The organism is Amycolatopsis iheyensis, assembly GCF_024703995.1.
Lineage (GTDB): Bacteria > Actinomycetota > Actinomycetes > Mycobacteriales > Pseudonocardiaceae > Amycolatopsis > Amycolatopsis iheyensis.
On sequence record NZ_JAMXQV010000007.1, the window covers coordinates 181,977 to 200,004 of the forward strand.

General features: G+C 70.8%; 19 protein-coding genes. 13 read left to right on the plus strand and 6 right to left on the minus strand.

What is annotated here, in order from left to right:
* Positions 1 to 71: 71 nt before the first annotated feature.
* Complete coding sequence (locus M8542_RS15295; protein ID WP_257920812.1) at positions 72 to 1,334, plus strand: C39 family peptidase; 1,263 nt, start codon at positions 72 to 74, stop codon at positions 1,332 to 1,334.
* A gap of 3 nt (positions 1,335 to 1,337) precedes the next feature.
* Here M8542_RS15295 and M8542_RS15300 read toward each other — a convergent pair whose 3' ends face one another.
* Entirely contained in the window at positions 1,338 to 1,787 is a 450-nt protein-coding gene (locus tag M8542_RS15300) for a carboxymuconolactone decarboxylase family protein (RefSeq protein WP_257920813.1), read from the minus strand.
* A 78-nt stretch (positions 1,788 to 1,865) separates the two neighbouring features.
* Between M8542_RS15300 and M8542_RS15305 the strand changes: the two genes are divergently transcribed.
* From M8542_RS15305 to M8542_RS15320, 4 genes are all read left to right on the plus strand, one after another.
* Positions 1,866 to 2,717 carry a sigma-70 family RNA polymerase sigma factor gene (locus M8542_RS15305; protein ID WP_257920814.1) on the plus strand — a complete coding sequence of 284 codons (852 nt, stop codon included), beginning with the start codon at positions 1,866 to 1,868 and terminating at the stop codon, positions 2,715 to 2,717.
* A gap of 59 nt (positions 2,718 to 2,776) precedes the next feature.
* Positions 2,777 to 3,247 carry an HAD domain-containing protein gene (locus M8542_RS15310; RefSeq protein WP_257920815.1) on the plus strand — a complete coding sequence of 157 codons (471 nt, stop codon included), beginning with the start codon at positions 2,777 to 2,779 and terminating at the stop codon, positions 3,245 to 3,247.
* Positions 3,248 to 3,359: 112 nt separating this feature from the next.
* A complete protein-coding gene (locus tag M8542_RS15315; RefSeq protein WP_257920816.1) occupies positions 3,360 to 4,457 on the plus strand; it encodes an S-(hydroxymethyl)mycothiol dehydrogenase in 1,098 nt (365 codons plus the stop codon).
* Positions 4,458 to 4,549: 92 nt separating this feature from the next.
* Positions 4,550 to 5,086 carry a gamma-glutamylcyclotransferase family protein gene (locus M8542_RS15320; protein WP_257921056.1) on the plus strand — a complete coding sequence of 179 codons (537 nt, stop codon included), beginning with the start codon at positions 4,550 to 4,552 and terminating at the stop codon, positions 5,084 to 5,086.
* Here the strand turns inward: M8542_RS15320 and M8542_RS15325 are convergent.
* Positions 5,083 to 6,702 carry an FAD-binding oxidoreductase gene (locus tag M8542_RS15325; protein ID WP_372508531.1) on the minus strand — a complete coding sequence of 540 codons (1,620 nt, stop codon included), beginning with the start codon at positions 6,700 to 6,702 and terminating at the stop codon, positions 5,083 to 5,085. The genes M8542_RS15320 and M8542_RS15325 overlap by 4 nt on opposite strands.
* Before the next feature lie 97 nt (positions 6,703 to 6,799).
* Between M8542_RS15325 and M8542_RS15330 the strand changes: the two genes are divergently transcribed.
* The 6 genes from M8542_RS15330 (at position 6,800) to M8542_RS15355 (ending at position 11,881) form a co-directional block, all read left to right on the plus strand.
* Positions 6,800 to 7,363 carry a TetR/AcrR family transcriptional regulator gene (locus M8542_RS15330; protein ID WP_257921058.1) on the plus strand — a complete coding sequence of 188 codons (564 nt, stop codon included), beginning with the start codon at positions 6,800 to 6,802 and terminating at the stop codon, positions 7,361 to 7,363.
* Positions 7,360 to 8,898: a glycerol-3-phosphate dehydrogenase/oxidase gene (locus M8542_RS15335; RefSeq protein WP_257920817.1), complete on the plus strand. Its 1,539-nt coding sequence runs from the start codon at positions 7,360 to 7,362 to the stop codon at positions 8,896 to 8,898. Before M8542_RS15330 ends, M8542_RS15335 begins: the two co-directional genes overlap by 4 nt.
* Positions 8,899 to 8,987: 89 nt before the next feature.
* On the plus strand, positions 8,988 to 9,257 hold the full coding sequence (locus tag M8542_RS15340) for a helix-turn-helix transcriptional regulator (RefSeq protein WP_257920818.1): 270 nt from the start codon (positions 8,988 to 8,990) through the stop codon (positions 9,255 to 9,257).
* Entirely contained in the window at positions 9,254 to 9,787 is a 534-nt protein-coding gene (locus tag M8542_RS15345; RefSeq protein ID WP_257920819.1) for a hypothetical protein, read from the plus strand. The genes M8542_RS15340 and M8542_RS15345 overlap by 4 nt, the downstream gene beginning before the upstream one ends.
* Entirely contained in the window at positions 9,780 to 10,694 is a 915-nt protein-coding gene (locus M8542_RS15350) for an ABC transporter ATP-binding protein (protein WP_257920820.1), read from the plus strand. The genes M8542_RS15345 and M8542_RS15350 overlap by 8 nt, the downstream gene beginning before the upstream one ends.
* Positions 10,691 to 11,881 (plus strand): ABC transporter permease, encoded by a 1,191-nt coding sequence (locus tag M8542_RS15355; protein WP_257920821.1) that lies wholly within the window; start codon positions 10,691 to 10,693, stop codon positions 11,879 to 11,881. Before M8542_RS15350 ends, M8542_RS15355 begins: the two co-directional genes overlap by 4 nt.
* Here the strand turns inward: M8542_RS15355 and M8542_RS15360 are convergent, their stop codons facing one another.
* The 4 genes from M8542_RS15360 to M8542_RS15375 form a co-directional block, all read right to left on the minus strand.
* On the minus strand, positions 11,882 to 13,228 hold the full coding sequence (locus M8542_RS15360) for a cryptochrome/photolyase family protein (RefSeq protein WP_257920822.1): 1,347 nt from the start codon (positions 13,226 to 13,228) through the stop codon (positions 11,882 to 11,884).
* 63 nt (positions 13,229 to 13,291) lie between these two features.
* A complete protein-coding gene (locus M8542_RS15365; RefSeq protein WP_257920823.1) occupies positions 13,292 to 14,608 on the minus strand; it encodes a citrate synthase in 1,317 nt (438 codons plus the stop codon).
* 197 nt (positions 14,609 to 14,805) lie between these two features.
* Positions 14,806 to 15,747, minus strand: coding sequence for a carbohydrate kinase family protein (locus tag M8542_RS15370; RefSeq protein ID WP_257920824.1), 942 nt, complete (start codon positions 15,745 to 15,747; stop codon positions 14,806 to 14,808).
* Between the two features lie 41 nt (positions 15,748 to 15,788).
* Positions 15,789 to 16,370 carry a TetR/AcrR family transcriptional regulator gene (locus M8542_RS15375; protein WP_257920825.1) on the minus strand — a complete coding sequence of 194 codons (582 nt, stop codon included), beginning with the start codon at positions 16,368 to 16,370 and terminating at the stop codon, positions 15,789 to 15,791.
* A 100-nt stretch (positions 16,371 to 16,470) separates the two neighbouring features.
* On the opposite strand from M8542_RS15375, the gene M8542_RS15380 reads away from it, so the two are divergent.
* Positions 16,471 to 17,607, plus strand: coding sequence for an acyl-CoA dehydrogenase family protein (locus tag M8542_RS15380; protein WP_257920826.1), 1,137 nt, complete (start codon positions 16,471 to 16,473; stop codon positions 17,605 to 17,607).
* A gap of 49 nt (positions 17,608 to 17,656) precedes the next feature.
* Complete coding sequence (locus tag M8542_RS15385; protein WP_257920827.1) at positions 17,657 to 17,944, plus strand: PDDEXK family nuclease; 288 nt, start codon at positions 17,657 to 17,659, stop codon at positions 17,942 to 17,944.
* Positions 17,945 to 18,028 lie beyond the last annotated feature (84 nt).

Consider the following 18,028-nt stretch of genomic DNA (forward strand, 5'->3'; position numbering starts at 1 on the left):
GTACCTGTTTACATACCCGGCCGAACCGGCGAAAATCCCTGGCTACTGGGTGGGTCGAACAGGGAGCCGGGATGCGCGTACGCAAGTTGTTCACCTTATTGTCGGTAGTCGTGTTGACAGCCGTAACCGCGCAAGCCGCCGAGGCCTCGCCCGCCCGGCCCGGTGAAGACGAGGCGATCAACTACCACGAGTGGTCCGGTGGCCGCTTCCACGAAGGCCACTTCGCCGGGCTCGCGCTGACCCGCGACGGCCTGCGCGTCACGCGCCCGGTGGGCACGGTGGAGCACACCGAGCCGGAGCTGGGCACGACGAGAACGTACGAGTACGGCCAGTGGACGTCGCCGGAGTACCGCGGGGGCTTCGGCGCGACGCAGCTGGTCGCGTCCTGGAACGCGCTGACGCCGGCGAAGACCTGGCTGCAGGTCGAGGCGCAGGGCCGGACGTCGGCGGGCGCCGAAACCGCGTGGTACGTGATGGGCCGCTGGGCCAGCGGGGACGCCGACATCCTGCGCACCAGCGTCGACGGCCAGGACGACGCGAACGCCGCGGTCGACGTCGACACGCTGGTGCTCAAGGCCGGCGTCACGCTGAAGTCGTACAAGCTGCGGATCAGCCTCTACCGGGAAAAGGGCTCACACGCGACCCCGTCGGTGACGTCGCTGGGCGCGATGACCTCCGCGGTGCCGGACCGCTTCGACGTCCAGACCACGAAGCCGGGGCGCGCCACCGGGATCGAGCTGAAGGTGCCCGCGTACGCCCAGAACCTCCACAAGGGACAGTTCCCGCAGTACGGCGGCGGCGGGGAAGCCTGGTGCAGCCCGACGTCGACGGAGATGGTGGCCGAGTACTGGGGCAAGAAGCCGTCGGCGGCCGAGATGTCCTGGATCCCTTCGGACTACGTCGACCCGTCGGTGGCGTTCGCGGCGCGCTACACCTACGACCACGCCTACGACGGCACCGGCAACTGGCCGTTCAACACGGCGTACGCGGCGTCGCGCGGGCTGCGCGGGCACATCACGCGGCTGCACTCGCTGAACGAGCTGGAGACCTACATCGCGCGCGGCATCCCGGTGATCACGTCGCAGTCGTTCCTCTCCGAGGAGCTCGACGGCGCGGGTTACGGGACGTCCGGCCACATCATGGTCGTCGTCGGCTTCACGAAGGACGGCGACGTGATCGCGAACGACCCGGCGTCGAGCAGCAACGACCGGGTGCGCAACGTGTACAAGCGCGACCAGTTCGAGAAGATCTGGCAGCGGACGAAGCGGTACCGCGCCGACGGGACCGTGGCCAGTGGCCCCGGCGGCGTCGCGTACATCATCACCCCGGCGTGAGGGTCACCAGGTCGCGCCGGCCTGCTGCCGGGTCGTGCGGTTGATCCGGTTGAAGAAGTTCGTGAGGGCGATGTTCAGGGTGATCGCCGACAGCTGCTGCTCGTCGAAGTGCTGCGCGGCGGTCGCCCAGATCTCGTCCGTCACGCCGGGTTCGCCGTCCTGGAGCCGGGTGGCGGCCTCGGCCAGCGCGAGCGCCGCCCGCTCCGGCTCGGTGTAGAACGGCGTCTCCCGCCACGCGACGACGTTGTGCAGCCGCTCCTCGGTCTCGCCGTGCTTCTTCGCCGAGTGGACGCCGCCGTACACGCACGGGCTGCAGCCGTTGATCTGGCTGGCCCGCAGGTGGACCAGCTCCAGCACCAGCGGGTCGACACCGCCGGCGTGCACCGCCTTGACGATCTGCTGGATCGCGCCGAACACCTCGGGGTTCCCCGCGCCCTTGAGCCGTGCTTCCATCGTTTCCTCCGGTTGTTACCTGTGCCCCTCCGGGCCCGTCATCCCCCATGACGGCGCGGGATCGAGGAAGGTAACGACATGTCCGAAACGGTGGCCGAGGCGTTCGAAGCCCAGCGCGACCGGCTGCGCGCGGTGGCCCACCGCGTGCTCGGCTCGCACTCCGACGCCGAGGACGTGGTCCAGGAGGCCTGGCTGCGGCTGTCCCGCCAGGACGCTGCGACGATCGACAACCTCGACGGCTGGCTGACGACGGTGGTCGGCCGCATCAGCCTCGACGTCCTGCGTGCCCGCCGCGCCCGGCCCGAGGCGCCGTACGACGAGGTCGTCGTGACAGTGGCGGAGGGTCCGGAGGAGGACGTCGCGCTGGCGGATTCGGTCGGGCTCGCGCTGCTGGTGGTCCTGGAGTCGCTCGGGCCGGGCGAGCGGCTGGCGTTCGTGCTGCACGATCTGTTCGCGGTGCCGTTCGAGGAGATCGCCCGCATCCTCGGCAAGTCGACGGCGGCGGCCAAGATGCTGGCCAGCCGCGCCCGCCGCAAGGTGCGGACCCCACCGGCCAGTTTGTCGTCAGGGCGTTCGCAGCGCGAGGTGGTCCAGGCGTTCCTGACGGCGGCCCGCGACGGCGACTTCGAGGAGCTGCTGCGCGTCCTCGACCCGGAGGTCCGCCTGACGGTGGACACCCCGGACGGCGTGGTGGTGGTCCTGGGCGCGACGAACGTGGCAGCGGGAGCCCGCTTCGGCGCGGCGTCGGCCGGCCGGAAGGTACTGGTCGGCGGCTTGCCGGGGGTGGTGGCGTGGCGCCCGGACGGGTCACCGCTGTCGGTGGTGGCGTTCACGGTGGTCGACGGGCGGATCGCGCGGATCGCCGCGGTGGCCGACCCGGTGAAGCTGGCGTCGATGGCTCTGCCGGAGCCGCCCGGCGGGAGCCGCTGAGCCCCCGGAACTGTCGGTGGCTCCCGATAAGCTGGAGACCGGGGGCCGGAGGCATGCACATGAACCAACCACTGCTGTTCCTCGACGTCGACGGCCCCCTGATCCCCTTCGGCGGCGGCAAGCACGAAACCTTCACCACCGCCGACCTAGGAAACCCGCTACTGAGCCGGGTCGACCCGAGCCTCGGCCCACTGCTGCTGGCCCTCGGCTGCGACCTCGTCTGGGCCACCACGTGGTTCGAGGAGGCCAACGAGTGCGTCGCCCCGCTGCTGGGCCTGCCGCCGCTCCCCGTGCTCGACTTTCCCGACGAGCCCACGCCACCCAGGCGGCACTGGAAGACACACCGCATCGTCGAGCGGGCGGCCGGCCGCCCCTTCGTCTGGATCGACGACGAGACGACCGCCGCCGATCGCTCCTGGGTCGCCGCGCACCACCCGGGGCCGGCGCTGCTCCACACCGTCACGGCGAGCGAAGGACTCACCGCCGCCGACCTGGCCACCATCGCCGCCTGGCGCGCCACAGTTGCGTAAACCGCAACAGGTTGCGCAGGAATCACCGACTCTCACTCATGCGGATGTCGCCATCCGTGCGTGATCCGTGATTAGCTGCGGGCAGAACCAGCAAGCCGGAAGGTGGATTCGCATGCCGTACGAGGTTCAGGGGGTCGTTTCGCGGGCCAAGGGTGAGCCGGTCTCGCTGGAGACCGTGGTCGTCCCTGATCCCGGGCCCGGCGAGGCCGTCGTGAACGTGCAGGCCTGCGGGGTCTGCCACACCGACCTCCACTACCGCGAAGGCGGGATCAACGACGAGTTCCCGTTCCTGCTCGGCCACGAGGCCGCGGGCGTCGTCGAGGCGGTCGGCGAGGGCGTCACCGACCTCGAGCCGGGCGACTACGTCATCCTCAACTGGCGCGCGGTCTGCGGCACCTGCCGGGCCTGCAAGCGCGGCAAGCCGTGGTACTGCTTCTCGACGTTCAACGCCGCCCAGCCGATGACGCTCGCCGACGGCACCAAGCTCTCGCCCGCGCTCGGCGTCGGCGCGTTCCTCGAGAAGACGCTCGTCCACAGCGGACAGTGCACGAAGGTGAACCGCGAGGCCGAACCCGCGGTCGCCGGGCTGCTCGGCTGCGGGGTGATGGCCGGGCTCGGCGCGGCGATCAACACCGGCGCCGTCACCCGTGGCGACTCGGTCGCGGTCATCGGCTGCGGTGGCGTCGGCGACGCCGCCATCGCGGGCGCGAAGCTGGCCGGCGCGACCACGATCGTCGCGATCGACATGGACGACCGGAAGCTCGAGTGGGCCAAGGACTTCGGCGCCACGCACACCCTCAACAGCAAGGGGCTCAGCGAAGAAGCCGTCGTCGAGGCCATGCAGGACGCCACGAACAGCTTCGGTCCCGACGTCGTGATCGACGCCGTCGGCCGCCCGGAAACCTGGCGGCAGGCCTTCTACGGCCGCGACCTGGCCGGCACGGTCGTGCTGGTCGGCGTCCCGACACCGGAGATGCGCCTGAACGACCTGCCGCTGATCGACTTCTTCTCGCGCGGTGGCTCGCTGAAGTCGTCCTGGTACGGCGACTGCCTGCCGAGCCGGGACTTCCCGATGCTCGTGGACCTGTACCTGCAGGGCCGGCTGCCGCTCGACAAGTTCGTCACCGAGCGGATCGGCGTCGACGGCGTCGAGCAGGCCTTCGAGCGCATGCACCACGGTGACGTCCTGCGCAGCGTGGTGACGTTCTGAGCCTCTTCGCCGACGCGGACTACCCGGCCGACCCCTACCCGGGGACCCGGCCGGGTTTCTCCTTCGTCCACGAAAACGGCGTCGGCCGGCCGCTGGACACCGCGCCCGATGGCTGGCGGGATCGGCAGGCCGTGCTGGCCTACGGCTCGAACGCGAACCCGTCGAAGATCAGCTGGATGCGTGCCGAACTCGGGCTCGAAGGCCCGGTCGTCGTGGCGCACGCGCGCTGCGACGGCCTCGCCGCGGTGTGGGCGTCCGGCCTGCGGTTCCGCGACGGCCAGCGCCCGGCGACGCTCACCGCGTTGCCGGGCGTCGAGGAGCACGCCGTCTGGTTCGTGACGCCGGACCAGCTCGCGGTGCTGGACGTCTGCGAGGGCCGCGGCAACCGCTACCACCTGGTGCGGCTGACCGGCCCGGACATCACGCTCGAAGACGGCGGCAAGGTGACCGACGTGCTCGCCTACATCGGCGCGGTGCCGATCCGGTACCCGCTGCTGGTCGACGGCAAGCCGGTGCGCACCGCCGACGTCCCGCAGGCGCAGGCCGTGGAACTGCGGGGCGTGCCCGCCGACGGCCCGGGTGTCGCCTGCGAGGTCGTCGAGCCGCCGGACGGGCGCACTTTTCCCTAAACCAGTTTGCCGGGGTTGAGGATGCCGGTCGGGTCGACCGCGGACTTGGCCGCACGCAACACTTCCACGCCCAGCTTGCCGATCTCCGCCTGGAGGTAGGGCGCGTGGTCGACGCCGACGGCGTGGTGGTGCGAGATCGTGCCGAGCCCGCTGATCGCTTCGCACGCCGCGGCTTTCGCGCGCTGCCACTGGCCGACCGGGTCGGCCTCGTCGCGAGCGGTCAGGACGGTGAAGTACAGCGACGCGCCCGTTTCGTAGGCGTGCGAGATGTGGCACATGACGATCGCGCGGCCCAGTGACGCCGTCAGCGCCGCCCGGACGTCGTCGCGTAGTTCGTCCACAGTGGACCAATAGGTCGCCGTCTCCAGCGTCTCGACGCAGATGCCGTTGTCCATCAGGGCATCTCGCTGCCGTGGCCCGGCGAACCGGCCGTGCCGCCACGACTCGCCGAGTGCCTTGCCGACGCGCACCGCGCCCAGCGCCTTGAGCCGGCGGGTGGTTTCGCGGCGGCGCAGTGCCACGTCGTGCGCGGTGCCTTCCCAGCCGACGATGAGGAAACACGGCCGCCGCACGCCGCGGGCGGCGAGGTAGCGGCGCAGCGCCGCCGTCTTGAAGCTCGCGTTCAGCGCCAGTGAGACCTCGGTTTCGTCCACATCGGACAACCGGGTGATATCGGCGAGCGCGTGGTTCTGCGCGAGGTCGCGCACCGCTTCGGCGCCGGCCGCCCAGCCCGGCAGCGCGTACCCCTCGTACCGCTTGACCGGCGGGGCCGGCCGCACCCGCAGGGAGACCTCGGTGATCACGCCGAGCGCGCCCTCGCTCCCGACCGCGAGCTGCCGCAGGTCCGGCCCGGCCGCGGACGCCGGCGCCACGCCGAGCTTCCACTCGCCGCGCGGCGTCGCCAGCCGCACGCCGGTGACCATGTCTTCGAACCGCCCGTAGCCCGACGAAGCCTGCCCGGCCGAGCGGGTCGCGGCGAAACCGCCGATCGTGGCCCGCTCGAAGGACTGCGGGATGTGGCCGAGCGTCAGGCCACGCTCGCCGAGCAGCCGCTCGGCTTCGGGACCACGGACCCCGGCCTGCAGCACCGCGATGCGCGACTCCTCGTCGACCGACACCAGCGCGTCGAGCCGGACGAGGTCGAGCGCGATCACCGCCGTCTTGTCCCCGCGCAGCGCCGAAACCCCGCCGACCACGGACGTGCCGCCGCCGAAGGGCACCACGCCGACGTCGTGCCGCACGCACGCGTCGAGGACCGCTTGGACCTCGTCGGGCCCGGCGGGCAGCACGACCGCGTCGGGCACCGGGAAGTCCGCGGACGCCGACCGGCGGCGCAGCAGGTCGAGGTAGGACAGCCCGGTCGCCCTGGCGAGCCGAGCCTCGGCGTCCACCAGCACGTTCTCCGCGCCGACCACTTCAGCAAGCGCTTCCAGGGCAGATTCGGCCAGCTCCGGTGACGGTATTTTCACCGACATTTCCGTCGCCGGGGCAGCGCCGGGAGCCGTCCGGCCTATACGCTGTTCAAGCCACCTGGCCGCTCGCGCGGGCAGCTGGGCGGCGTCGGCGGCTTCCGGGGTCCAGGACCGTCGGAGACGGTGGTCAATGAGCGCGTTCACGACTACAGTGTGACATATGGACGTGAAACGTCACACCACGCAGACGGCGAGTTCCTCCGCGCTCGCGGACACCCGCAACCGCCAGACGGCCACCCGGGTGGCCGATGACGTGCTGCTCGACGCCGCGCGCAGCTGCGTGCTGGCCGTCGGTGTGCGCCGCACCACACTCGCCGAGATCGCCCGCACCGCGCGGGTCAGCCGGATGACGGTCTACCGCCGCTTCCCCGACGTCCGCAGCGTGCTCGCGGCCCTGATGACCAGGGAGTTCAGCGGACTGCTGCGCACCGCGAGCGAGCGCGGCGCCGACGCCGCGCACAGCCGCGAGCGGCTCGTGCTCATCGCTTCGGCCGGCGTGCGCGCGCTGTCGGCCGACCCGCTGTTCCGCACACTGCTCGACGTCGACCCCGAGCTGGTGCTGCCCTACATCGTGGAGCGGCTCGGCGCGACCCAGAAGTTCGCCGAGCAGGCCCTGCACCAGCTGCTGGAGGCCGGCCACCGGGACGGCTCGATCCGGCGCGCGCCGGTCGCCGCGCAGTCGCGGTCGGTGCTGCTGGTGGTCCAGTCCTTCGCGTTCTCGCTGCGCCCGGCCACGGCGGACGTCGACGAGGCCGCGCTGCTGGCGGAGTTCACGCACGTGCTCGACGCGGGCCTCAAGCCGTGACGTCCGGCTCGCTCAACGCGCGGCGCCGCGAACGCGAGCTCGCGGAGCTGGCGGCGGGCGAGCGCGTGGACGTCGTCGTGGTCGGCGGCGGGGTCACCGGCGCGGGGATCGCCCTCGACGCAGCCTCCCGCGGGTTGTCGGTGGCGCTGGTCGAAGCCCGTGACCTGGCGTTTGGGACGTCGCGCTGGTCGTCGAAGCTCGTGCACGGCGGCCTGCGGTACCTGGCGCACGGCGAGCTTGGCCTGGCGCACGAGAGCGCCGTCGAGCGCGGCATCATGATGACGCGCACGGCGCCGCACCTCACGCGCGCCATGCCACAGCTGTTCCCCATGTACCCCAGCACTTCCCGGCTGCAGCAAGCGATCGTCGCGGCGGGCTTGCGGGCGGGCGACGGCCTCCGCCGGGCGGCGCGCACGCCGTCGTCGGTGCTGCCCCGGCCGCGCACGATCCCCGCCGCCGAGGCGCTGGCCCTGGCCCCCGGCCTGGCCCCGGCCGGCCTGCGCGGCGCGCTCCTGTCGTACGACGGCGCACTGGTGGACGACGCCCGGCTGGTGGTTTCCCTGGCCCGCACGGCGGCTTCGTTCGGCGCGCGGATCTTGACGCGGCTGTCGGCGTCGTCGCTGTCCTCGGACCGGGCTCACGTCCGCGACGGCGTTTCGGGCGACTCGTTCGACATCCACGCCCGCCAGGTGATCAACGCGACGGGCGTGTGGGCGGGGACGCTGACGGGCTCAGTCCGGCTGCGGCCGTCGCTGGGCTCACACCTGGTGCTGGCGCCGGGGACGGTGCCGATGGGCACGACGTCGGTGAACATCGGCGTGCCGGGTGAGACGAACCGCTTCGTGTTCCTGCTCCCCCAACCGGACGGCCGGGTCTACTTGGGACTGACCGACGAGCCGGTGTCCGGGGAAATCCCTTCGGTTCCCGCGGTTCCCGAGTCCGATGTGGACTTCCTGCTTTCGCTCGCCTCTTCCGTGCTTTCCCGCCCGCTGACCCGCGACGACGTCGCGGGTTCCTACGCGGGCTTGCGGCCGTTGGTCGAAGGCGGCGGACGTTCGGCGGATCTTTCCCGCAAGCACGCGGTGCTGGCGGGTTCGGACGGCCTCTTGACCGTGGTCGGCGGGAAGCTCACCACCTACCGCCGGATGGCCGAGGACGCCGTCGATGCCGCTGTGCGACTGGCGGGATTCCCCGCTTCGCCGTGCCGCACCGCGCGTTTGCCGCTGCTCGGCGCGGCCCCGCGGTCCGAGTTGTCCCTTGTGGACGCTCCGCCGCGGCTGGTGGCGCGTTACGGCACGGAGGCGCCGCGCGTGGCGGCCTTGGGACAGCTGGACACGGAGTTCGCGGCGCCGGTGTTCCCGGGCACGGAGATCACGGCCGCGGAGGTCGTGTGGGCGGTCCGGAACGAGGGAGCGCTCGACGTCGAGGACGTGCTGGAGCGCCGGACCCGCCTGTCGCTGATCCCGGCGGACGCGGAAGCCGCACGAGCCCGCGTGGCAGAGCTTGTCGACAAGTCGCTAGCCGGTCTCACCTAGACCGCCAAAGCGGAGCTTTCATAGTGAAAGCTCCGCCTTGATGTTCTCTTGAGTTGACGTCTCGTTGGGTTTTTGCAACAGTACGTTCCATGAGCCCGGTCAGACGCGGCAAAGAGCTGCCGATCCACAACCGGCTTGCCGTGCTCCGTGCCGAGCGCGGGCTGAGCCGGGCCGCGCTCGCCGTCGCCGTCGAGGTCAACCCGCAGACCATCGGGGCGCTCGAGCGGGGTGACCACTATCCGAGCCTGGACCTGGCGTTCCGGATCTGCGCGGTGTTCGACCTGCCGGTCGAAGCGGTGTTCAGCCGCGAGCCGTTCACGCCCTTGTCCACCCAGGTCTACCGCGAGGGGGGAGCATGAAGCTCACGGCCTACTGGGAACGCCAGCTCGACAAGCTGGACAGCTGGGAGGAGCAGAAGTCACGGCAGCTTCCCGGCTGGCGCGACCGGAAGCACCGGCGGACTCTGGCCGGCGTCCTCGCCGGCGCCGACGTCGTGCTCATCGGGAGCGCCACCATCTTCACCAAAGTGGACACCTGGGTCTACTTCGGCCTGTGGGCGGGCAGCCTCCTGGCCGGCGGCGCGGCGTTCTTCCTGCTGCGGGTCCTCACCGGCCGGATGACCGCCGGCTTCTCGCGGCTGCTCGACGAGCGCGAGCGCGAGTGGCGCCACCGCGTCACCTACGTCGGCTACCAGGTGCTCAGCTACCTGATGGTCGCCGCGCTGATCTACCTCCTGCTCGTCTCGCACACCGAAGAAGGCGGCGCGCGCGGCGCGATGATGCTGTCCGCGCTGCTGATCACCGGCACCACCGTCCCGTCGATCATCCTCGGGTGGGCGCTGCCGGACGACGACCCCGAAGATTTCGAAGAGGGGATGGGGAATGACTGAGGGGACACTGGAGATCGACGGGATCTCCAAGCGCTACGGCGCGAAGGTCGCGCTCGACGGCGTCACCTTCGACGTCCGGGCCGGGGAGCTGTTCGGCTTCGTCGGCAGCAACGGCGCCGGCAAGACCACCACCATGCGGATCATCCTGGGGGTGCTCGCCGCCGACGCCGGCGAAGTCCGCTTCAAGGACGAGAAGGTCACCCACGAGACGCGCACCCACATCGGTTACATGCCCGAGGAACGCGGGCTGTACCCGAAGATGAAGGTGCTGGAACAGCTGGTCTACCTCGCCGAGCTGCACGGGCTGAGCGCCAACGAAGCCCACCGCAACGCCGAGAACTGGATCGGCAGGCTCGGGCTCGCCGAGCGCCGCAAGGACGAGGTGCAGAAGCTCAGCCTCGGCAACCAGCAGCGCGTCCAGCTCGCCGCCGCGCTCGTGCACGACCCGGCCGTGCTGGTGCTCGACGAGCCGTTCTCCGGCCTCGACCCGCTCGCCGTCGACGTGATGAGCGCCGTCCTGCGGGAGAAGGCCGCCGCCGGGGTGCCGGTCGTGTTCTCCAGCCACCAGCTCGACCTCGTCGAGCGGCTGTGCGACCGGGTCGGGATCATCCGCGCCGGCCGGATGGTCGCCGTCGGCACCGTCGACGAGCTGACCGCGGGCGCGAGCAGCAAGCTCGTCGTCACCGCGCCCGCCGCGCCCGCCGGCTGGGCCGCGGGCCTGCCCGGCGTGCGCGTGCTGGAAAACCACGGCGCCACCGCGGTCCTCGACCTCGACCCGGGCGCCGACGACCAGGCCGTGCTCGCCGCCGCGCTGGCGACCGGGCCGGTCACCGAGTTCAGCCGCCGGCGGCGGTCGCTGACCGAGCTGTTCCGCGACGCCGTCTCGGACAAGGGGGACCACCGATGAGGAAGCTGAGTGCCCGGCGAGCCGTCTGGCTCGTGCTGAAGCGCGAGCTGAACACGCGGCTGCGCACCCGCTCGTTCGTCGTCGGCACCGTCGTGCTGCTGGTGCTGCTGCTCGGCTACGTCGGGTTCCAGACGGCGCTGGCCGGGTCGGCGGACAAGAGCACCGTCGGCCTGACCGGCCAGGCCACCGGGATCGCCCGGCAGCTGCAGGTCGCGGCGGCCCAGGCTGGGCGGCAGGTCGACACGGTCACCGTCACCGACCCGGCGCAGGGCCGCGATAAGGTCGAAAACGGCGATCTCGACGCGCTCGTCTCCGGCAGCGCGGCGAAGCTGACCGCCACCTACAAGTCCTCTTTGGACGACCAGCTCCGCAAGGTGCTCGACCAGGTCGCGCAGCAGCAGGTCCTCGACGGCGTGCTGTCGTCGGCGCAGCTCGAGCCGGCCGAGGTGATGGCGCAGGTCAACGGCACCCACGTGCAGGACGACCCGATCTCGCCGGAGCCCGCCGACCACACGCAACGGCTGGTCGTCGGCCTGATCGTGGCGTTCCTGCTCTACATCAGCATCATCACCTACGGGATGATGGTGGCCCAGGGGGTCGTCGAGGAGAAGTCGAGCCGGGTCGTGGAGATCCTGCTCGCCAGCGTCCGGCCGTGGCAGTTGCTGCTGGGCAAGGTGATCGGGCTCGGCCTGGTCGGGCTGACGCAGCTGGTGATCCTCGGCGCGGCCGGCCTGGTCGCGGCGTCGGCGACGGGTGTGTTCTCGTTGTCCGGCTTCGCGACCGGCACGCTGCTGTGGGGCCTGCTCTGGTACCTGCTCGGATTCCTGTTGTACGCCACGATCTACGGCGCGCTCGGATCGCTGGTGTCGCGGCAGGAGGACACGCAGTCGGTGGTCTCGCCGCTCAACATCATCCTCATCGTCGGGTTCATCGCCGGGATCAACCTGCTGCTGCAGGACCCTTCGGGCACCGGGACGAAGGTGCTCTCGCTGATCCCGCTGCTGTCCCCGATCCTGATGCCGGCCCGGATTTCGACGGGTGCGGCGGCGGGCTGGGAGATCGCGCTGTCACTCGGCTTGACGGTCGCGCTCGTCGCGCTGCTCACCTGGCTGGGCGGCAAGATCTACGGCAACAGCGTGCTGCGGATCGGCAGCCGCATCAAGCTGTCGGAGGCCCTGCGCGGCTGATCACGACGTGATCTTCCCGTAGCGCTCCAAGGACACCTGGCGCTCATGGGCATGGTCGACCATGGGCTCCGGGTACTCCTTGGGGCGCTCCTTCAGCTTGTGGACCGCCTTGCCGGGCACCGACCGCAGCTCCGGCACGTACTTGCGCACGTAGTCGCCGTTCGGGTCGAACTTCTCCCCCTGCGTCGTCGGGTTGAAGATGCGGAAGTACGGCGCCGCGTCCGTGCCGGAGCCCGCGACCCACTGCCAGTTCAGCTGGTTCGACGCGAGATCGCCGTCCACCAGGTACTTCATGAAGTGGCGGGCGCCGAGCCACCACGGGAGGTGCAGGTCCTTCACCAGGAAGCTCGCGACGACCATCCGCACCCGGTTGTGGATCCAGCCCTCGGCCAGCAGCTGCCGCATCCCGGCGTCGACGATCGGGTAGCCGGTCTTGCCAGCGCACCACCGCTCGAAGGCCTCGTGGTCGTCGTCGTGCTTCATGCCGTCGAAGCGTTTGTCGTAGTTCTTGCGCGCGGTTTCCGGGCGGTGCCACAGGACGTCGGCGTGGAACTCGCGCCAGCAGAACTCGCTGCGCACCGACTTCGCGCCGACGCGGTCGTCGCCGGCCAGGTCCGCCAGCAGCGTTCGCGGGTGGACGCACCCCCAGCGCAGGTACGGCGAAAGCCGCGTCGTGCCTTCGCGGTCCGGCCGGTCGCGATCGGAGTCGTAGCTCTCGATGCCGTCGTCCAGGAACGCGTGCCAGAGGTCCAGCGCTGCCCCCTCACCCGGCTCGGGCAGCGTCGCGGACACCTTGGGCGGCTTGGGGATCTTCAGCGACTTCGGCGGCTCCACCCAGTCCACAAGGGACGCTCCGGTGTCCGCGGGCGAATGCCAGCCGTGCGCGGTCCAAGCCCGGTAGAACGGCGTGAAGACGCGGTACGGGTCGCCGTCCGGCTTGGTGACGCGGCCGGGCGTCACGGCGTACGACGAGCCGGTCTCGACCCACTCGATGTCGTGCTCCGCCAACGCTTTCGCCACAGCGGCGTCCCGGCGGCGGCCGTACGGGCCGGTGTCCGTGCTGACGTGCACCGCGGCCGCGCCGATCTTGCGCGCCGCGCGGACGACCTCGGCCGCCGGTTCGCCGCGCACCAGCATCAGCCGGCCGCCGAGCTGCTCGTTCAGCTTCTCCAGGCACCCGTAGAGGAACGCCTCCCGCGGCGCGCCACCCGGCTTCAGCAGCGCCTCGTCGAGGACGTACAGCGCCAGGACGTGCTTGCTGTGCTTCGAGGCTTCCAGCAGCGCGGCGTGGTCACCGAGCCGCAGGTCGCGGCGGAACCACAGGACGACGGGTGCTTCTTTGGTCACGCGGCCCAACGATAAGCGCCCCGCCGTGCCAGTGCACGACGGGGCGTTTACCCGGGTGAAAACTCAGCGGTCCGACATGGGGATGTAGTCCCGCGACGCGTAGCCGGTGTAGATCTGCCGCGGGCGGCCGATCTTGGTGGCCGGGTCGTTGATCATCTCGCGCCAGTGCGCGATCCAGCCCGGCAGGCGGCCGAGCGCGAACAGCACCGTGAAGAACTTCGTCGGGAAGCCCAGCGCCCGGTAGATCAGGCCGGTGTAGAAGTCCACGTTCGGGTACAGCTTCCGCTCGACGAAGTAGTCGTCGGAAAGCGCCGTCTCTTCGAGCTTCTTGGCGATGTCGAGCAGCTGGTCGCCGCCCTTCAGCTTGCCGAGGATCTCGTCGGCGGTGTTCTTGATGATCTTCGCGCGCGGGTCGTAGTTCTTGTAGACCCGGTGCCCGAAGCCCATCAGCTTCACGCCCTTTTCCTTGTTCTTCACGCGCTCGACGAACTTGGCGACGTCGCCGCCGTCCGCCTGGATGCCCTCGAGCATGTCGAGGACCGCCGCGTTCGCGCCGCCGTGCAGCGGGCCGAACAGCGCGTTGATGCCGGCCGAAATCGAGGCGAACAGGTTCGCCTCGGACGAGCCGACCAGGCGCACGGTCGAGGTCGAGCAGTTCTGCTCGTGGTCGGCGTGCAGGATGAACAGCAGGTCGAGCGCCTTCACGACGTCCGGGTCGACGTCGTAGGGCTCGGCCGGGAAGCCGAAGGTCATCCGCAGGAAGTTCTCGACCAGGCCGAGCGAGTTGTCCGGGTACAGCAGCGGCTGGCCCACGGACTTCTTGTACGCGTACGCGGCCAGGGTCGGCACCTTGGCGAGCAGGCGGATCGTGGACAGCTCCACGTTCGGCTCGTCGAACGGGTCGAGCGAGTCCTGGTAGAAGGTCGACAGCGCCGACACCGCGCTGGACAGGACCGGCATCGGGTGCGCGTCGCGCGGGAAGCCGCTGAAGAACGCCTTGAGGTCCTCGTGCAGCAGCGTGTGCCGCTGGATCTTCTCGGTGAAGTCCGCCAGCTGCGTCTCGGTCGGCAGCTCACCGTAGATCAGCAGGTAGGAGACCTCGACGAAGGTCGACTTCTCGGCGAGCTGCTCGATCGGGTAACCGCGGTAGCGGAGGATGCCGGCGTCGCCGTCGATGTAGGCGATGGCCGACGACGCGGCCCCGGTGTTGACGAAACCGGGGTCGTAGGTGATGTACCCCGTCTGCGCCAGCAGCTTCCCGAGTTCGATCCCGGGCGCGCCCTCGACCGGGTGGACGATCTTGAACTCGTGCTCGCCACTCGGCAGGGTCAGCTTCGCGGTTTCGCCGCCGGACTGCCCCGCAGTCGTCGCGTCGGACATGCAAGTCCCTCTCACGTTGGGCACGGGCCGGCGGCGCCTGTACGTTCCACAGGTAGCCACGTGTTCACGCGAGGAAACACTGGCGCCTCGCTGCACACCGCCCCGCTGGGGTATGAAGAATGCCCCTCTACGCTAGTCGAGAAACCTGTGTTCGCGCAGCGGTGACGTTGCTCCTGGGGCCCCCTTTGGGACCAGGTTCACACGGTGGATGCCATGTCGTGTGACGTGGGCGGCTCGGCGCCACTGCGCGACACCGTGATGGACGCCGCTTTCGCCGCGAATCCCAGCGCTTCGCGCCACGCGCCGGCGTCGAGGGAAGCCAGGTCGGTGACCTCGTGGGTGTGCAGCCACGCCAGCAACGCGCCCTGCACGGTGTCCCCCGCGCCGATGGTGTCGACGACGGTCACCTTCCGCGACGGCACGTGGGCCAGCTCACCCGCGGCGGTGATCACCGCGACGCCGTCGGCGCCCCGGGTCAGCACCACGGCGTCCACACCGGACTCGATCCACGTCTTCGCCGCGGCGACCGGGTCGGCGCCTTCGGTGAGCCACGCGGCGTCGTCGTCGGAGATCTTGAGCAGCCGGACGTCCGGGAGCCACGAGGTGAACCGGGCCCGGTACGCGGCCGGGTCGGTGATCAGCGCCTCGCGGATGTTCGGGTCGAGGACGGTCAGCACGCCGCGCGCGGCCTCGCGCCGCAGCATCGCCTCGTACGCCGAAGCGCCGGGCTCGAGCACCATGCCGAGCGTGCCGAGTGAGAGCGCGGTCACGTTTTCGGGCAGCGGTCCGGGGTCCGCGACGAGCCGGTCGGCGGTGCCTTCGACGTAGAAGGTGTAGTGCGCGGCACCCTTCGCGTCGAGCGCGACGACCGCGAGCGTCGTCGGCTCGTCGCCGCGCTGCAGCAGCGCGGTGTCCACGTCGGACGCGTGCAGGCGCTCGACCATCGCGGCGCCGAAGCGGTCGGTGGACACGCGGGAGAGGAACGCCGTGGGCACGCCGAGCCGGCCGGCGGCCAGCGCGACGTTGTACGGGCCGCCGCCGAGCCGCGGCAGCAGCGCGCGCAGCCCACCGTCCACAGTGGAATCCAGGGGGTCGCCGGGAACCAGGTCGACCAGAGCTTCTCCGCCTACGACGATCACGCCGGGAGTTTAGTGGAGTTCGGCCTGACAATTCCTGTCCGCTATTTGTCGAGCCCGCCGAGCAGCAGTTCGCCGAGCGCGGTGAACGCTTCGGCGTCGGACACGTCGGTGCGCTGGGCGAGCACGCCGGTCTGGATGCCTTCGATGATCAGGTTGGTCATCTCGGCGACGAGCCGGGCGTGGACGTCGCGGAAGACGCCGTCGGCGACGCCCCGGTCGATGTACTGCCGGAGCCGCTGCGCCGCGAACCGGCTGTTGAGCTGGTAGGCCTCGCGGGCCGGGCCGAAGTCGGCGAGGTCGTGCATGAAGGCCGCCGACGCCCGGTTCAGGTGCTCGGAGACGCCGGCCAGGTACTCGCCGATGAGCTTGCGGGCGTCGTCGATGCCGGCGACGCGCTCCTCGATCCGCTCGGCGGCGCCCCGGAAGAACTGGGTGACGACCTTGACCGCGAGCTGCTCCTTGCTGGGCGCGAGCGCGTAGAGCGTCGACTTCGAGCAGCGGAGGCGGGCGGCGAGGTCGTCCAGGGTGAACTCGGCGAAGCCCTCGGCGAGGAAGAGCGTCTCGAGGTCGGTGAGCAGCGCACGCTGGCGGGCGGTCGGCCGTCGGCGGGGTTCGGGGCGCATCGGCTCACTATCTCCTACGTGTTCGGACCGCCCCAGTCCTCCGTATAGTACTCTAGTGGAGCCCACAGTACTGTTTTCAGTACCGCTTTGGAGGACACTGATGCCCGCCGAACGCTTGCTGCCCGACTCGGACGCCGAGGACCTGGTCGCCCTGGCCCGGGAGATCGCCCGCGACGAGCTGGCCCCGCGCGCGGCGGCGGCCGAGGAGGCCGAGCAGTTCCCGCGCGAGCAGTTCCGCCTGCTCGGCAAGTCCGGCCTGCTGGGGCTGCCGTACGCGGAGCGCTGGGGCGGTGGCGAGGTGTCGTACGAGGTCTACCTGCAGGTCCTGGAGGAGATCGCGACGGCGTGGATGACGGTCGGCGTCGGGCTGTCGGTGCACACGATGTCCTGCTACGGCCTGGCCGAGTGGGGCACGGACGCGCAGCGCGCCGAGTGGCTCCCGGAGATGCTCGAGGGCTCGCTGCTGGGGGCGTACGCGCTGTCGGAGACGCAGGCGGGCTCGGACGCGGCGGCGTTGTCGACCCGCGCGCGCCTGGACGGCACGGACTACGTCGTCAACGGCACGAAGGCGTGGATCACCCACGCGGGGGTCGCGGACTTCTACACGACAATGGTCCGCACCGGCGCCGACGAGATCTCGTGCCTGCTGGTGCCGGGAGCGACCGAAGGCCTGTCGGCGGCGCCCCGCGAGCGCAAGATGGGCCTCACGGGCTCCCCGACGGCTCAGCTGATCTTCGACGGCGCCCGCGTCCCGGCTTCGCGGCTGCTGGGCTCCCCCGGCGACGGGCTCCGGATCGCGCTGTCGTCGCTGAGCTCGGGCCGGCTCGGGATCGCGGCGTGCGCGGTGGGCCTGGCCCAGGCGGCGCTGGACGAGGCGGTGGCGTACGCGAAGGGCCGCTCGCAGTTCGGCCGTCCGATCATCGACTTCCAGGGGATGGAGTTCCTCCTGGCCGACATGGCGGCGGCGGTGGAGTCGTCCCGCGCGTGCTACCTGGAGGCGGCCCGCCGGCGCGACCGCGGCTTGCCGTTCCAGCGCCAGGCGTCGATCGCCAAGCTGGTGGCGACCGATGGGGCGATGAAGGTGACGACGGACGCGGTCCAGGTGCTCGGCGGGGCCGGGTACACGCGGGACTTCCCGGTGGAGCGATACATGCGGGAGGCGAAGGTGCCGCAGATCTTCGAGGGGACGAACCAGATCCAGCGGATGGTCATCGCGCGGGAGCTGAAGAAGGCCTGACCGGTCGAGCGAAGCCTGAACCATTAATGCGACAGATACCGTTTTCCGCATGCCCGATCAGCTGCTGTCCACGGAGGAGTACCGAGCGCTCGGGGAGACCGACCGCGGCTTCACCGAACTGGTGGAAGGCCGCGTAGTGCCCTCCCCCGGCGCCGGCCGCGCGCACAACCTGGCCGCGTGCCGGCCGGCCGGGCAGCTGGACCGGCAGCTTCCCCACCGCCTCGCGTTCGTCCTCGGCGCCGACCTGGACCTCGGCCTGGCGCCGGAAGGTGCCGAAGGTATGAGGATGCTTCGCCGGTCACCGGCACCTTCAGCACCGAGGTGCCGTTCCCGGTGACGATCGAGCTGAACGCACTCCTATCGAGCTAGCGGTGTCTCACGCGTGGTACATCTACGGTTACTCATGGTTGCACCTGACCCG

Bases quoted from the DNA above. Each gene is read 5' to 3' on its own strand.
- M8542_RS15295 (WP_257920812.1), top strand. From the start codon at position 72: ATGCGCGTACGCAAGTTGTTCACCTTATTGTCGGTAGTCGTGTTGACA.
- M8542_RS15300 (WP_257920813.1), bottom strand. From the start codon at position 1,787: ATGGAAGCACGGCTCAAGGGCGCGGGGAACCCCGAGGTGTTCGGCGCG.
- M8542_RS15305 (WP_257920814.1), top strand. From the start codon at position 1,866: ATGTCCGAAACGGTGGCCGAGGCGTTCGAAGCCCAGCGCGACCGGCTG.
- M8542_RS15310 (WP_257920815.1), top strand. From the start codon at position 2,777: ATGAACCAACCACTGCTGTTCCTCGACGTCGACGGCCCCCTGATCCCC.
- M8542_RS15315 (WP_257920816.1), top strand. From the start codon at position 3,360: ATGCCGTACGAGGTTCAGGGGGTCGTTTCGCGGGCCAAGGGTGAGCCG.
- M8542_RS15340 (WP_257920818.1), top strand. From the start codon at position 8,988: ATGAGCCCGGTCAGACGCGGCAAAGAGCTGCCGATCCACAACCGGCTT.
- M8542_RS15345 (WP_257920819.1), top strand. From the start codon at position 9,254: ATGAAGCTCACGGCCTACTGGGAACGCCAGCTCGACAAGCTGGACAGC.
- M8542_RS15350 (WP_257920820.1), top strand. From the start codon at position 9,780: ATGACTGAGGGGACACTGGAGATCGACGGGATCTCCAAGCGCTACGGC.
- M8542_RS15355 (WP_257920821.1), top strand. From the start codon at position 10,691: ATGAGGAAGCTGAGTGCCCGGCGAGCCGTCTGGCTCGTGCTGAAGCGC.
- M8542_RS15365 (WP_257920823.1), bottom strand. From the start codon at position 14,608: ATGTCCGACGCGACGACTGCGGGGCAGTCCGGCGGCGAAACCGCGAAG.
- M8542_RS15375 (WP_257920825.1), bottom strand. From the start codon at position 16,370: ATGCGCCCCGAACCCCGCCGACGGCCGACCGCCCGCCAGCGTGCGCTG.
- M8542_RS15380 (WP_257920826.1), top strand. From the start codon at position 16,471: ATGCCCGCCGAACGCTTGCTGCCCGACTCGGACGCCGAGGACCTGGTC.
- M8542_RS15385 (WP_257920827.1), top strand. From the start codon at position 17,657: ATGCCCGATCAGCTGCTGTCCACGGAGGAGTACCGAGCGCTCGGGGAG.